Raw genomic sequence first — 13,813 nt, forward strand, 5'->3', positions numbered from 1 at the left:
AACTTGGCTAGGACTTACAAAAGACAAGGCCCACGTCACGCGACGCGGGCCCCAAGACCATCAGGTCAGTTCTGCGAAGAACGCCTGGATGCGTTCCAGCCCGGGCTGCAATTGTGCGGTCGGGCAGGTATAGGAAATGCGCATGGCGCGCTCTTCACCGAAAGCCGAGCCCGGCACGCAGGCCACGCCCTTGGCTTCGAGCAGTGCGGCGCAAAGCTCGACGTCGTTGTTGATGCGCACGCCGTTGTGGCTCTTGCCGAAGGCCACGGAAATATCGGGGAACGCGTAGAACGCGCCCTGCGGATACGGACACACCACGCCGGGGATCGCGCGCAGCGCATTCACCACCACGTCGCGCTTGCCCGCGAACTCCTTGCACTTCGCTTCAGGCACGTCCTGCGGGCCGGCGAATGCAGCCACCGCCGCGGCGGTGATCACTTCCGGCACGCTGGTGATGTGGTTGGAGTTGAGCGTGGTGATGGCCTTCGCCACGTTCTCGGGGCCCGCGATCAGGCCCACGCGCCAACCCGGCATGCCATAGGTCTTGGACACCGAGTCGACGAAGATCAGGCGATCCTTCAGCTCCGGCTTCACGTGCACGAAGTTGTGGTAGCCGATGCCGTCGAACACCATCGAGTTGTAGATGTCGTCGGTGATGATCCAGGTGTCCGGATACTTCGCCAGCACCTCGGCCAGCGCGGCGATTTCGTTACGCGTGTAGACCATGCCCGTCGGATTGGACGGGTTGTTGAACAGGAACACCTTGGGCTTGCGCGCCAGCGCGGCATCGAGCTGTGCGGGCGTGAGCTTGTAGTTCTGCTCCGGGCCGCAATGCAGGATGTTGGCCTTGGCGCCGAGGATGTCGGCGATGTCGCGGTAGGTGGTCCAGAACGGCGCGGCGAAGGCGATTTCGTCGCCCTCGTTCAGCAGCGCCTCGCCCAGGTTGTACAACACGTGCTTGGCGCCGATGCCGATCGAAAGGTTCGTGCGGCCGTAACCGGTGAAGCCGAGCTTTTCGATGTGCACCAGGAACGCGTCGAGCAACGCATCGGCACCGCGGTTGCTGCCGTACTGACCGGAGTCGTGCTGGAGCGCTTCGCGTGCGGCGGCATACACATGCTCGCCAGGAAGGAAGTTCGGAACGCCGATGGAGAAGCTGATGATGTCGCGACCGGCAGCCTTGAGCTGCTTGGCCTTTTCGGCGATGACCATGATCGCGCTGGGCTTGGCGCGACCGACACGCTGGGCGAGCTGGGGCATGACTTCCTCTTGATGGGGGACGAAGACAGCAAACTTGGCGATTTTAGCATGTGGCGGCGCGTCATCCCCCGTCCGATAGTCGGGGGTTGCCCCCTTCAGAAATGGCAGATGGGCCGCCATGCCCGCGCCCATCGAGGGGCCTGTGATACCGCGACCAAGCGCGAAGTCTTTGAAAGCAAAGGCGCCATACCCGACTCGCGCCCGTTATGGACGACCGCAGAAGCATGCCCTCGGGGACCTGCGGGCAGGCTCACGTGCACACCACCTCGCCCGGGCGCATGATGCGCTAGCCGCTGGAGAGCTGGCCGGAACGAGTGCGGACACGGCGGCAGCGGGACCACGGAGGCGTCCCGGCAGGACCGCTCAGGAACCCTTACGAACGCTCACCAAGGACATACGAATATGCACTGGCTATGGGTGATCATTGTCGGTCTGGTCGTAGGTGTGATTGCCAAGGCGCTGACCCCTGGCAAGGAGGCGATGGGCTTCATCATCACCGCCATCCTCGGTATCGCCGGTTCTTTCATTTCCACCTACCTCGGCGAAAAGCTGGGTTGGTGGGGCGAGACCGGTTTCGTGCATTTCCTCGGATCGATCGGCGGCGCGGTGGTACTGCTGGTCATCTACCACGCGTTGTTCCGGCGAAACGTCACTTCGTGACACGCCCGTCCCCGGCGGTGCCTTGCGCACCGTCGGGGCCATGAACCTTCCCCGTCAGGCGGCGCTGCCGCCAAACAGCTTGCCCGCCAGCGAGGCGAGTGAACCCAGGTCGAAACCACCCTGCCCCTGCGCCGGTACCTGGCCGTCAGGCGTGAGGTGATCGACCGCATGCGGCAACACCTGCGAGAGCTGGCCCAGCAACTGGTTCTGGTCAACGCCCAGCTTGCCCGCCGCCTCCTGCACCAGGGGACCCAGCCCGCCATTCTGCAGCGCCTGGCCCAACTGGTCGCCGGACACCGGCTGGTTGGCGCCGGTGCCTACCCACGACTGCGCGGCATCGCCCAGCCCATGCTGCTGCAGCATGGCCACCAGGCCCTGGATACCGCCCGCCTTTTCTATCAATTGGCCCGCGATCGAAACGAGCGAAGAGCCACCGGCCTGGCCGCCCTGGGCACCGCCGAGCAGATCGTTGAGGAATGACATGACCACATCTCCTTGGGAATGGGATGACGCACATCGGATGCTGCGTGGAGCCCTTCGATTCTAGGCCGCTGCTTCCCGCATCTCCATGACAGCGGGCGTGAAAAAAGCCGCCATTCTCGCGAACGGCGGCTTCTTCACGTTACGCAGACGAATGCGCTCAGCGCTGGTCGAGCACCGCGTTCCATTCATTCACGCGATCGGCGTGCGCAGCCAGCAGTGCATCGACATCACCTTCCACGGTGACCTTCTCGATGGCATCGCCCTGGCGGATGGCGTCGACCACGGCCTGGTCTTCCGCACTCACCACTTCGCCGAAGACGCTGTGCTTGCCGTCCAGCCACGGCGTCGCGCCATGGGTGATGAAGAACTGGCTGCCATTGGTGCGCGGACCGGCATTGGCCATCGACAGCACGCCCGGCTTGTCATGGCGCAGCGAGGCGTCGAACTCGTCCTCGAAGCGATAGCCCGGGCCGCCACGGCCGCTGCCTTCCGGGCAGCCACCCTGGACCATGAAATCGGCGATCACGCGATGGAACGACAGGCCATCGTAGTAACCGCGACGAGCCAGGTTGACGAAGCTGGCCACCGTCACCGGGGTCTTGTCATCGTGCAGGCGCAGATGAATGGGGCCGCGGTTGGTGGTCATGGTGACGTTGATGGTCATCTGAATTCCTTGGTTCACAAAGGCAGCGCGCAAGCCTGGGGCGCCCTGCGGGGCCGCAAGGATACCCCAGGCAAGGTCACGCGCAGGTCTCCATGGGAAAAAGGCCAGGAGTGCGCCTACTTGGGCCCGAGCGTCCAGGCCGCAGGCATGCCCAACGCGGCCATGGTCAACTCGCCACTGCCCCGCGGTTGCGGCGTCGGCGCCGGCACCACGGCCGGCCATGGCGCGCCGTCGTAGAGGTGCGCCCACAGGCGGTCCAGTGCCGCGTAGCCGTAAGGCAACAGGGGAACGTGCTTGTCACCGAAGCCGGGGAGTGCGAGGAACGCATCGAAATGCTGCGCATAGGGCACCTTCCAATACAAAGGATGCCCGCCCTTGCTGCGCAGCCAGTCCACGTAGGGCTCGGACGTGAACGCAGGAGGCAGCAGCCCGTCGGCCGCGCCATGCACCACCCACACGGGCAGGCTTGCACGCGAAGGCTTCACCACCGTGGCGGCGACACCATCGCGCAACGCCTGCGTGCTCGTATCGGTGTCCTCCCACAAGGCGCGCAGGCAGCGGGCTCCCGGCAAGGTGGCATCCGCCGAATGATCGGTGCCGCCGAACAATCCCACGCCATTGCCCGGCGGAATACCGGAAGCGTCGGCCCACCAGCTGGCCCTGATCGCAGGATCGGCCGTGCCCGGCGCACCCTTCGCCCCGACGGCCGCGTAATGGAATCCGCAAGGCATGTCATCCGGGCCTCGACGCATATAAGCCGAGGCATAGGCGGCCGTCACCGCGCGCCACAGGTCGAACGTGGTGGTCGACGCGGCCGTGGCCATCACTTCGTCGGTCCAGCCTGCTGCGCGCAAATGCTCATACGCCTGGGCCGCCTGAGCGGCGACACGCGTACCACTGACCTGACCGTGCTCGTGCAACTGATGGCAGCGCTGTGCCCAGGCCGGCGGCACCTCGCCTGTCGCGGTGCGCGCAAGCGGCGTGTCGTCGAAACGCGCATCGGATAGCGCGCACGGCAACCAGATGGAAGCCTCGGTCGCGTAGTCGAACAAGGCACGTCCCTGCTCCGGCACCCGCACGTTGGGTTCGAGCGCCACCACGCCCGCGAACATCCGTTCGTCATCCAGCCCGGCTGCCTGCAGCACCGCGCCGCCACCGTTGGAAAGGCCGGTGGCGATGATGCGCGTGTTCTGCGCCGTGAAAGGCGCCTGGTCGGGAAAAGCGCGATCCAGCATCGCCAGGCCGAATCGCGCGGCCTGCAACACGTGGCGCCCCCAGTCGGCCTCGGGGTTGTCGCCAGAGTGGGCATGCTTCACGGCAAGGCGGTCATGGCGCATGCCGGATGCGGGCTCGAACTCCAGTTGCGTGCTACCACGCCTGGCACGGCCACCATCGAGCGCGACACCCGTGTCATCGGTGGGGTCGAAATAACCCGCGCCGGTACCTTTGTCCGTATAGGCCACGGCGCAACCGCGCGGCAGGCCCCAGGCCCCGGCCAATGCAATGGCGCCGTACACACCACGCGACCCGGATGACGCGGTGACCACCAGGCAGCGGCGCGAACGGTCGAAACCGTCCGGCACCTGCAGCAGCACGCGATGCGGCGACTGTGCGTTCGGAATCCAGGCGAAGGCCTGGTACTCCCGGCCCGGGACATTCGGGACGGCGCCATAAACGCTGCCGTACCCACCCAGCGGGCCAAGGTCCGCAATGCCCTTCCAACTGGCCTGGATCGCCCTGCGCCGCAGTTCGGCGGCGGTCGGCTTCAGCGGCTGCGCCATGGGCGCGGGCTCGCCGGCCAGGCCCGGCAGGCCGAGGCCGGCACTGAGCAGGTCATCGTCGCCACGGTGATCGGTAATCCGCACGTCGCCGCGGACGAAATCAGGGGCGTGCATGCCGGGTTCCTTGGTGACGGGCGCGACGGCGCACGACGCCAACATTGGCGCGAGCAGCAGTATCCATTGAGAAAGGCGCAGGGTCATGCGTCCACCTGTGAAAGTGGCGTGCCCCTGCGGCCGCGGCGAACTTCAGCACAGGGCGGGTCGGCGCCGGGTGATGATGGGCAGCCACGCGGCCTCCCCGGGGGTGGGTCGCATCCGACTATGCGACGGGAAGCTGCCGGACGGGGCCGGCGAAACCGGGCCTCGTCGCCTTTTTGGGGTGTGCCCCACCAGGGAAAAGGCAGATTCTCACACTCAGAGGCGACTCTTCAGACAAGTTGTCACATAACCCCGTATAATTCCGGAGTTATCCCTACTGAAACTTCACGCGACGGCCCCCGGCCGCCCGAGCCCATCTCATGTCCATCGAAAATCTGCGCAATATCGCCATCGTCGCCCACGTCGACCACGGCAAGACCACGCTCGTCGATCAGCTGCTGAAACAGTCCGGCACGCTCAATGAGCGCACCGTACTGGCCGAGCGCGTGATGGACAGCAACGACCAGGAAAAGGAGCGTGGCATCACGATCCTGGCCAAGAACACGGCCATCACCTGGGAAAACAAGAAGACGGGTGCGAAGAACCGCATCAACATCGTCGACACCCCAGGCCACGCCGACTTCGGCGGCGAGGTGGAGCGCGTGCTGTCGATGGTGGACACGGTGCTGATCCTGGTCGACGCGATGGACGGCCCGATGCCGCAGACCCGCTTCGTGACCCAGAAGGCGTTCGCCATGGGCTTCAAGCCCATCGTCGTCGTCAACAAGGTCGACCGTCCGGGCGCCCGTCCGGAGTGGGTGGTCGAGCAGGTGTGGGATCTGTTCGAGAAGCTCGGCGCCACCGATGAGCAGATGGAATTCCCGATCGTCTACGCCTCGGCGCTGAACGGTTACGCCTCGCTGGACGAGAACGCCCGCGAAGGCGACATGACCCCGCTGTACGAAGCGATCATGCAGCACGCGCCGAAGCCGGACGTCGATCCGGAAGGCGCCTTCCAGATGCGCATCAGCCAGCTGGACTACAACAACTTCGTCGGCGTCATCGGCATCGGCCGCATCCAGCGCGGCACCCTGAAGAAGGGCATGCCGGTCTCCGTGATCGACCGTGAAGGCAAGAAGCGCCAGGGCAAGGTCGGCCAGGTGCTCGGCTTCCTCGGCCTCGAGCGCATCGAGCAGGACAGCGCCGAAGCCGGCGACATCGTCGCCATCTCGGGCATCCCCGAGCTGACCATTTCCGATACCGTCACCTCGCTCGAAGTGCCGGAAGCGCTGCCGGCGTTGAGCGTCGACGAGCCGATGATCAGCATGACCTTCCAGGTCAACAACTCGCCGTTCGTCGGCAACAAGGACCTGTCGGGCGGCAAGTTCCTCACCAGCCGCCAGCTGCGTGAGCGCCTGGACCGCGAGAAGGTGCACAACGTGGCACTGCGCGTGGAAGACGGTTCCGACGCCGACAAGTTCCTGGTCTCGGGCCGTGGCGAACTGCACCTGTCGGTGCTGATCGAGAACATGCGCCGCGAAGGCTACGAGCTGGCCGTGTCGCGTCCGGAAGTGATCATCAAGGAAATCGACGGCCAGAAAATGGAGCCGATCGAGCAGCTGGTGGTCGACATCGAAGAGCAGCACCAGGGTGGCGTGATGGAGCGCCTGGGCATCCGCAAGGGTGACCTGAAGAACATGGTGTCGGACGGCAAGGGCCGCGTGCGCCTCGAGTATCTGATCCCGGCCCGTGGCCTGATCGGCTTCCAGAACCAGTTCAAGACCCTCACCCAGGGTTCGGGCCTGCTGTTCCACGTGTTCGACCACTACGGTCCGTACACGCCGGTGGCCATCGCCAAGCGCCTCAACGGCGTGATGATCGCCAACGCTGGCGGCACCACCCCGGCCTACTCGCTTGGACCGCTGCAGGATCGCGGCAAGCTGTTCGCTGCTGAAGGCGACTCGGTGTACGAAGGCCAGCTGATCGGCATCCACGCCAAGGACAACGACCTTACCGTCAACGCCATCAAGCCGAAGCCGCTGACCAACATGCGCGCCTCCGGCAAGGACGATGCGATCCAGCTGACCCCGGCGACCAAGTTCTCGCTGGAGCAGGCGCTGGACTTCATCGACGACGACGAGCTGGTCGAAGTCACCCCGAAGGAAATCCGCATGCGCAAGAAGCACCTGACGGAAAACGACCGCAAGAAGGCCTCGCGCGGCGTCAACTGATCGTTCCAGCAAGCCAAAAAGAGCCGCCGCAAGGCGGCTCTTTTTTTGAGTCCTGTCACCCATCTCCGCTAAGGTGGCACGGCTTCCCTGCCCTCACGCGCAGCGCCATCCATGCGACTGAAGACCGTCCTGCCCACGATCTCGCTGCTGCTCGCCTCGTTCGCCGTGCACGCGGACGACGATCGGCTGTTCATACCCCAATGGCTGGGCGCGCAGTACACCTTTGTCGACCAGCACCAGTACTCGCTGCATTCGCCCTACCAGGGTGAGCTGAGCCTGCGTCCGCAGGGCGACACCGAGCGCTCGCACACCTTCGGCGCCTACTTCGGCGTGAACCTGCCGCTGCACCTGCAGTTCTACTTCGACGTGGAGATGTTCAAGGGTGAAGGCGTGTCCAACGCCACCGGTCTGGGCGGCCTCACCAACGGCGACGTGATCCGCGCCGGCAGCGCAGGCCTGCCCAAGAAGCCCTACGTCGCCCGCCGCTACCTGCGCTGGGCGCTGCCCTTGGGCGATGAGACCGACGATGTCGAACGCGGCCAGGACCAGTTGCCGGGCAAGGAGGCCACGCGCCGCGTCGAGGTGAAGATCGGCAAGATGGCCGCGAGCGACGACTTCGACAAGAACCGCTACGCGAACGGTACGCGCACGCAGTTCATGAACTGGTCGCTGTTCAACAACACCGCGTGGGACTTCGCCGCCGATACCCGCGGCTACACCGACGGCATCATGCTCGCCTGGATCAACCCGACCTGGGCGCTGCGCTACGGCATCTACCGCATGCCCTACCACGCCAACGGGCAGGAACTGGTTTCGTCGCTCGGCGACTCCAACGGCCAGCAGGTTGAACTGACCTTGCAGCCGCATGCCGACGGCTTCGTCGTGCGCCTGATGGCGTTCCGCAACGACGCGCACATGGGTGACTATCGCGAAGCGATCGCCACGGCCATGGCCACCGGGATGCGTCCCGACATCGCCGCTGACGACATACGCGGCCGTCACAAGTACGGCTTCGGTGCCAATGGTGAACTGCCGTTGGCCGACCAGGGCGAAACCGGCGTGTTCATACGTGCCGGCTGGAACGACGGGCGCACCGAATCCTTCGCCTTCACCGAGGTGGATCGCACGCTGAGCGGCGGCTTCCAGTTGTCAGGCGCGCACTGGGGACGCTCGCAGGATCACTTTGCCGTCGCCGTGGCGATCGATGGCCTGTCATCCGCCCATCGCGACTATCTCGCGCTCGGCGGCAGCGGCTTCGTGCTCGGCGACGGCGCGCTGAACTACGCTCGCGAGCAGATCGTGGAGGCGTACTACAACTTCGTGCCGTTCAAGCACCTCACGTTGAGTCCCGACTTCCAGTACATCCGCAACCCGGGCTACAACCACGATCGCGGCCCAGCGCGTTTCGCAGGTTTACGAGCCCACCTCGAACTGTAGGAGCGCACCCAGTGCGCGACCGCGGCGCCTCGGGCTTGCCGCTTCGTAGGCTTATCGCGCACTGGGTGCGCTCCTACAAGAGCGGTCAGTGCTCCCGTGCGAAAGTGGAGCCGCGTTGTGGGAGCGCATCCTATGCGCGACCGCAGCGCCTCAGGGTTGCCGCTTCGTAGGCTTATCGCGCACTGGGTGCGCTCCTACAAAAGCGGTCAGTGCTCCCGTGCGGAAGTGGAGCCGTGTTGTGGGAGCGCATCCTATGCGCGACCGCAGCGCCTCAGGGCTACCGCTTCGTAGGCTTGTCGCGCACAGGGTGCGCTCCTACAAAAGCGGGCAGTGGTCCCGTGCGGAAGTGGAGCCGTGTTGTGGGAGCGCATCCTATGCGCGACCGCAACGCCTCAGGGTTTCCGCTTCGTAGGCTTGTCGCGCACAGGGTGCGCTCCCACAAAAGCTGAGGTGTTGATGATCAGGACGGCAGTTGCGCCAGCTCCAGCGCGGCGATGCGGCGCTCCAGCCTTGGCCCCAGATAGCAATGCGAACCACACGGCATCAGTCCTGCGCCCGTGAACTCGCGCAGGTACCACGACGGCGCGCGGGAATGAAAACCTTCCAGATCACCATCCACACCATCACGACTGGTGAAGACTTCGAGGAAGGCGACGCCCTCCAGCATGTCGGCAATACCCGCCAGCCCCGCGCGGATTTCTGCCGGCTTCAGGTAGTGCAGCACATCGGTGCACACGATCAGGTCGAAGCGGTGATCGAAGCGCAGGTATTCAAGCTGGCCGAAGCGCGCCAGACCGATATTGCGGCTTCGCCCATAGCGCGCCACCGCGTATTCGCTCGCATCCACGCCCTGATAGTGAACGTCGGGTCTCAATGCACGCAGAGGTGCCCGCCACACGCCTTCTCCGCAGCCCACGTCGAGCACGCTGCGCACGGGGCGTCCCAGGTAGTACTCCGCCTGTGCCACGGCCATCGCCACCTTGCGCCGCAATTCGGCCGGCGAAGCCACCGAGTGATCCGGATGGCGATACCACTTGTCGAAATAGGCGCGATCGTAGACTTTGGGCACGGGGCTCTCCTCAAAGCATGAATGGTAGCCCAGCAGGAGCGCTCACCTGCCCTGAACATGGCTTGGGCGAGCATGGGGTCGCTGGAAACTGGAAGCCGCCCACCATGCCCATGATCCGCATCCGCATGACCGGCAGCCGCGACGACGCGGATACCCTGCTCACAACGCTGCACGGCATCGATGGCATCGAACACATCGAGGAACTGGAAGAGCCTTCGAACTTCCTGCGCGACGACTCCAGCTCGAGCGAGCTGGTCGACGACAACGGCAGCGAGCTGTTCCTGATCGAAGTGCAGGCTGGCGACAATCTGCACGCCGACGCCGTGCGTGCCGTCACCGAAGTGGAAGCCACCATCCTCGGGGCCGTCGTGGAATTCGTCGACGAGTTCTGAGTTCCTTTGCTCCTTCCGGAACCTCCAGGAAGCGACCATGCACGGCCTCGACGCTGGGGAGCGAGGAGGGCATGGAGTGAACGCCACGCTTGCGCCATCCTGTCGATCGCCATCCAGCCCGCGCCGGATGAATCCCCGTCGAATAAATTCGCTGCGTGCCGGTAGTCCGGACGCCACTTCCTGCGTTCACACAGCCATATCCACGCCGTCGCTTGCCCTCACCGCCAGGAATCCCGACGCATGCGCTTTACACCCAAGCCGGTTCGCCTTGCCCTCCGCCCGCTGCTGGCTGCCTTTGCGCTCGTCGTCGCGGTAGCGCCCACAGGCGCCATCGCACGAAGTGCCCATCCGTTGTCGCAGGACGACGTCGAGTGGCTGCGCCGTGATGGCTTCGACCTCGACAGCGCGACCGTCGAGCACTATCGCGAACTGGGACGCTCCCGCTTCCTCGACGAACAGCTCGACGACCATGGCAGCGATGCACTGCCCCAGCCGATCACCGCCCTGATCGCCGGCTACGAAGTCGCCAACACGCCCACCGAGCAGTTGCTGGCGAACCTTCGCGACGAGCAGGAAAAGATCAAGAACATGCCCGACGGCGACGACAAGACCGCCGCCAAGAAGGCCCAGCAGGAGCACGCCAACCAGCTGCTGCAGCAGGCGCAGCAGATCGAGCTGCTGCATGCCGTCTACGGCCAGAACCAGCTGAAGGAACAGATGGTGTGGTTCTGGCTCAACCATTTCAGCATCTACGGCGCCAAGGGCCGCGTGCGCTGGGTGGCCGCCGACTACGTACAGAACACCATCCGTCCGCACGCGCTGGGCAAGTTCCGCGACCTGGTGATGGCCACGCTGCAGAGCCCGGCCATGATGGAGTTCCTGGACAACGCGCAGAACGCCAAGGACCACGTCAACGAAAACTACGCGCGCGAGCTGATGGAGCTGCACACGCTCGGGGTAGGTTCGGGCTACACGCAGCAGGACGTGCAGCAGCTAGCGTTGATCCTTACCGGCTCGGGCGTGGCGCCTCTGCGCGATCGCCCTGCCCTGCGCGAACATCCGCGTTTCGCCGCCATGTTCGTGCGCAATGGTCTGTTCGAATTCAACCCCAAGCGCCACGACTACAGCGACAAGGTATTGCTGGGCCAGAAGATCAGGGGTTCGGGTTTTGACGAAGTGACCAAGGCGGTGGACCTGATCACCCGCCAGCCTGCCTGTGCGCAGTTCATCTCGCGCGAGCTCGCGGAATACTTCGTGGCCGATCAGCCGCCGCCGGAACTGGTGGCGAAGATGGCCCACACCTTCCAGCGCACCGACGGCGACATCGCCGAAGTACTGCGCACCATGCTCGAGTCGAAAGAGCTGGCCTCAAGCTACGGCAAGAAGTTCAAGGACCCGATGCAGTTCGTGGTGTCGTCCGTGCGCGTCGCCTACGACGGCAAGCCCATCGCCAATGCCAAGCCGCTCATCAACTGGCTCAACCAGCTTGGCGAACCGGTATTCGGCCGGCTCACGCCCGATGGCTGGCCGCTGGACGGCAGTGGCTGGTCCAGTTCCGGCCAGATGGCCAAACGCTTCGAGATCGCCGGCGCCATCGGCACCGGCAACAACCGCCTGCTGACGCCCGAAGGCATGCCGCGCTCCGGCGGCGACTTCCCGATGCTGACCACCAAGCTCTACTACGAGACGGTCGACCCGCGCCTGAGCGCCCCCACGCGCGACGCGCTCGCCAAGGCCATTTCCCAGCAGGAATGGAACACCTTCCTGCTCTCCTCGCCCGACTTCAATTACCGCTGAGGTGTATCGATGAACCGACGCGACTTTCTTCGTTCCGCGGCAGCCGCTGCCATCGCTGCACCAGCGTTCTCGTTCTCCGGACGCCTGTTCGCGGCGCCGGCCAGCAGCCCGCGATTCCTGCTGGTGTTCCTGCGTGGCGGCTACGACTGCAACAACCTGCTGGTGCCCTACGGCAGCGACTTCTATTACGAATCGCGCCCGACGCTGGCAATCGCGCGTCCGGATGCGAACAACCCCAACAGCGCGATCGCGCTCGACAGCCACTGGGGCCTCAACCCCGTGCTGCGCGACTCGATCTATCCGCTTTGGCAGAAGCGCCAGGTGGCCTTCGTACCGTTCGCCGGTACCGACGATCTCTCGCGCAGCCACTTCGAGACGCAGGACAACATCGAGTCGGGCGAGCCCAGCAACCAGCGCAGCGACTATCGCTCCGGCTTCATGGCACGCCTGTCGGGCCAGATGCGCAGCGTGCCGTCGATCGCCTTTACCGATGCGCTGCCGCTCAGCTTCCAGGGCGGCAACCATGACATCCCCAACATCTCGCTGCGCGGCAACACCAAGCCGGTGTTCGACGAACGTCAGGCGGGCATCCTCGCCGGCATGTACAAGGACACCAGCCTCGCCTCCGCGGCCGCTGACGGACTGGAACTGCGCCAGACCGTGTCCAAGGAACTGCAGGACGAGATGATGAAGGCCAACCGCGGCGCGCCCAACGCGAAGAACTTCGCGGCGGAAACGCAACGCATCGCCACCATGATGCGCGACCAGTACCGGCTCGGCTTCGTCGATGTCGGCGGCTGGGACACCCACGTCAACCAGGGCAGCGTCACCGGCGGGCTCGCCAACAACCTCGGCAACCTCGGCAAGGGCCTGGCTGCCTACGCCGATGCACTCGGCGACGAATGGAACAACACCGTGGTGGTCGTGGTGTCGGAGTTCGGCCGCACCTTCCGCGAGAACGGCAACAAAGGCACGGACCACGGGCACGGCACGGTCTATTGGGTGCTGGGTGGCAAGGTCAACGGCGGACGCATCGCCGGCGACCAGGTCGCGATCAATGCGCAGAGCCTGCTGCAGAATCGTGATTACCCGGTGCTCACCAACTATCGCGACATGCTGGGCGGGTTGCTGGGGCGCACCTGGGGACTATCGGGCAGCCAGCTGCAGAGCGTGTTCCCCGGTTCGCGGCCGCGGGATTTGCAGCTGGCGTAGTGCCCCTCGCAAAACTGTAGGAGCGCACCCAGTGCGCGACCGCGGACCATGGGCCCAACGCTCCGTCGGCTTTTCGCGCACTGGGTGCGCTCCTACAAAACCACTTGCCACATCATCACTATGCGGGAGCGCACCCTGTGCGCGACCGCAGAGCTCCAGTGCTTCCTCTCCGTAGGCTTGTCGCGCACAGGGTGCGCTCCCACAGAATGCTCTCCGGTTACGCGCCCAGGCGGCGGTAACGCCCATCCATCACACGCTCCCAGCTCACGCCGCCGTCGAACGAACTCTCCAGGCGCAGCGTGAAGACATCTCCGCCTTCCAAGGCGTAGACATGCCGCGTCTGACCGCGCGACGAGCTGCGTACGAAGGTGAGGCGCTGCCCGTCCCACAGGCCGGGGGCGGGGTTGGCGGGCACGAATCCGTAGCTGTCGAACCAGTACAGCGCGTATTGGTCATGTTCGGGGCCAGCCACGAAGACCGCGTGTGCCTGCAGCACCGCCTTGCCGTCGCGCTCCTGGCGATAGTCCTGCACAAGCGTCCGGCCACCAAGCTCCAGCCCCGCGCGAACCGAACCCCTGGCCGGGCCGCCCTGTCCCCAGCGGGTCGTCGCGATCTCCTCGTCGCCAGTCCACTCACCGGCCAACGCGTCGAACATCGTCATGTCATAGCCTCCCATGGCCCGAGGTCCT

12 protein-coding genes are annotated in these 13,813 nt (G+C 65.1%); 6 read left to right on the forward strand and 6 right to left on the reverse strand.

The features are described 5' to 3' along the window. Positions 1-60 precede the first annotated feature (60 nt). Positions 61-1,260, reverse strand: a complete 1,200-nt coding sequence (locus tag EPB08_RS07670; RefSeq protein WP_130618459.1) for an aminotransferase class I/II-fold pyridoxal phosphate-dependent enzyme — start codon at positions 1,258-1,260, stop codon at positions 61-63. A 402-nt stretch (positions 1,261-1,662) separates the two neighbouring features. Between EPB08_RS07670 and EPB08_RS07675 the strand changes: the two genes are divergently transcribed. Beyond that, on the forward strand, positions 1,663-1,920 hold the full coding sequence (locus EPB08_RS07675; protein ID WP_130618460.1) for a GlsB/YeaQ/YmgE family stress response membrane protein: 258 nt from the start codon (positions 1,663-1,665) through the stop codon (positions 1,918-1,920). Between the two features lie 54 nt (positions 1,921-1,974). Here the strand turns inward: EPB08_RS07675 and EPB08_RS07680 are convergent, their stop codons facing one another. The 3 genes from EPB08_RS07680 to EPB08_RS07690 form a co-directional block, all read right to left on the reverse strand. After that, complete coding sequence (locus EPB08_RS07680; protein ID WP_130618461.1) at positions 1,975-2,403, reverse strand: YidB family protein; 429 nt, start codon at positions 2,401-2,403, stop codon at positions 1,975-1,977. Between the two features lie 157 nt (positions 2,404-2,560). Continuing rightward, positions 2,561-3,067: a peptidylprolyl isomerase gene (locus EPB08_RS07685; RefSeq protein ID WP_130618462.1), complete on the reverse strand. Its 507-nt coding sequence runs from the start codon at positions 3,065-3,067 to the stop codon at positions 2,561-2,563. A 116-nt stretch (positions 3,068-3,183) separates the two neighbouring features. Further along, a complete protein-coding gene (locus EPB08_RS07690; protein ID WP_229238250.1) occupies positions 3,184-4,962 on the reverse strand; it encodes a D-(-)-3-hydroxybutyrate oligomer hydrolase in 1,779 nt (592 codons plus the stop codon). 404 nt (positions 4,963-5,366) lie between these two features. Here EPB08_RS07690 and typA point away from each other — a divergent pair, with 404 nt between their 5' ends. Together typA and EPB08_RS07700 are read left to right on the forward strand one after the other, a co-directional pair. Next, the gene (gene typA, locus EPB08_RS07695; RefSeq protein ID WP_130618463.1) at positions 5,367-7,217 is read left to right on the forward strand and encodes a translational GTPase TypA; all 1,851 of its coding nucleotides are present in this window, start codon (positions 5,367-5,369) and stop codon (positions 7,215-7,217) included. Between the two features lie 111 nt (positions 7,218-7,328). Beyond that, positions 7,329-8,654, forward strand: coding sequence for a carbohydrate porin (locus tag EPB08_RS07700; protein ID WP_130618464.1), 1,326 nt, complete (start codon positions 7,329-7,331; stop codon positions 8,652-8,654). Between the two features lie 460 nt (positions 8,655-9,114). Here the strand turns inward: EPB08_RS07700 and EPB08_RS07705 are convergent, their stop codons facing one another. Beyond that, positions 9,115-9,723: a class I SAM-dependent DNA methyltransferase gene (locus EPB08_RS07705; protein WP_130618465.1), complete on the reverse strand. Its 609-nt coding sequence runs from the start codon at positions 9,721-9,723 to the stop codon at positions 9,115-9,117. Positions 9,724-9,827: 104 nt separating this feature from the next. On the opposite strand from EPB08_RS07705, the gene EPB08_RS07710 reads away from it, so the two are divergent. The 3 genes from EPB08_RS07710 to EPB08_RS07720 all read left to right on the forward strand — a co-directional run bounded on the left by EPB08_RS07710 (position 9,828) and on the right by EPB08_RS07720 (position 13,124). Beyond that, the gene (locus EPB08_RS07710) at positions 9,828-10,115 is read left to right on the forward strand and encodes a hypothetical protein (RefSeq protein WP_130618466.1); all 288 of its coding nucleotides are present in this window, start codon (positions 9,828-9,830) and stop codon (positions 10,113-10,115) included. 240 nt (positions 10,116-10,355) lie between these two features. Next, positions 10,356-11,912 carry a DUF1800 domain-containing protein gene (locus tag EPB08_RS07715; RefSeq protein WP_130618467.1) on the forward strand — a complete coding sequence of 519 codons (1,557 nt, stop codon included), beginning with the start codon at positions 10,356-10,358 and terminating at the stop codon, positions 11,910-11,912. A gap of 9 nt (positions 11,913-11,921) precedes the next feature. Continuing rightward, on the forward strand, positions 11,922-13,124 hold the full coding sequence (locus EPB08_RS07720; RefSeq protein WP_130618468.1) for a DUF1501 domain-containing protein: 1,203 nt from the start codon (positions 11,922-11,924) through the stop codon (positions 13,122-13,124). Between the two features lie 217 nt (positions 13,125-13,341). On the opposite strand, the gene EPB08_RS07725 is transcribed toward EPB08_RS07720, so the two are convergent. Then, a complete protein-coding gene (locus EPB08_RS07725; protein ID WP_229238251.1) occupies positions 13,342-13,785 on the reverse strand; it encodes a DUF1579 family protein in 444 nt (147 codons plus the stop codon). Positions 13,786-13,813 lie beyond the last annotated feature (28 nt).

It is taken from the genome of Dyella amyloliquefaciens (assembly GCF_004296575.1).
Classification (GTDB): Bacteria; Pseudomonadota; Gammaproteobacteria; order Xanthomonadales; family Rhodanobacteraceae; genus Dyella; species Dyella amyloliquefaciens.

Excerpts from the sequence above, each read along its gene's own strand:
- EPB08_RS07715 (WP_130618467.1), top strand. The coding sequence starts at position 10,356 with ATGCGCTTTACACCCAAGCCGGTTCGCCTTGCCCTCCGCCCGCTGCTG.
- EPB08_RS07700 (WP_130618464.1), top strand. The coding sequence starts at position 7,329 with ATGCGACTGAAGACCGTCCTGCCCACGATCTCGCTGCTGCTCGCCTCG.
- EPB08_RS07685 (WP_130618462.1), bottom strand. The coding sequence starts at position 3,067 with ATGACCATCAACGTCACCATGACCACCAACCGCGGCCCCATTCATCTG.
- EPB08_RS07690 (WP_229238250.1), bottom strand. The coding sequence starts at position 4,962 with ATGCACGCCCCTGATTTCGTCCGCGGCGACGTGCGGATTACCGATCAC.
- EPB08_RS07720 (WP_130618468.1), top strand. The coding sequence starts at position 11,922 with ATGAACCGACGCGACTTTCTTCGTTCCGCGGCAGCCGCTGCCATCGCT.
- EPB08_RS07670 (WP_130618459.1), bottom strand. The coding sequence starts at position 1,260 with ATGCCCCAGCTCGCCCAGCGTGTCGGTCGCGCCAAGCCCAGCGCGATC.
- typA (WP_130618463.1), top strand. The coding sequence starts at position 5,367 with ATGTCCATCGAAAATCTGCGCAATATCGCCATCGTCGCCCACGTCGAC.
- EPB08_RS07680 (WP_130618461.1), bottom strand. The coding sequence starts at position 2,403 with ATGTCATTCCTCAACGATCTGCTCGGCGGTGCCCAGGGCGGCCAGGCC.
- EPB08_RS07710 (WP_130618466.1), top strand. The coding sequence starts at position 9,828 with ATGCCCATGATCCGCATCCGCATGACCGGCAGCCGCGACGACGCGGAT.
- EPB08_RS07725 (WP_229238251.1), bottom strand. The coding sequence starts at position 13,785 with ATGACGATGTTCGACGCGTTGGCCGGTGAGTGGACTGGCGACGAGGAG.
- EPB08_RS07675 (WP_130618460.1), top strand. The coding sequence starts at position 1,663 with ATGCACTGGCTATGGGTGATCATTGTCGGTCTGGTCGTAGGTGTGATT.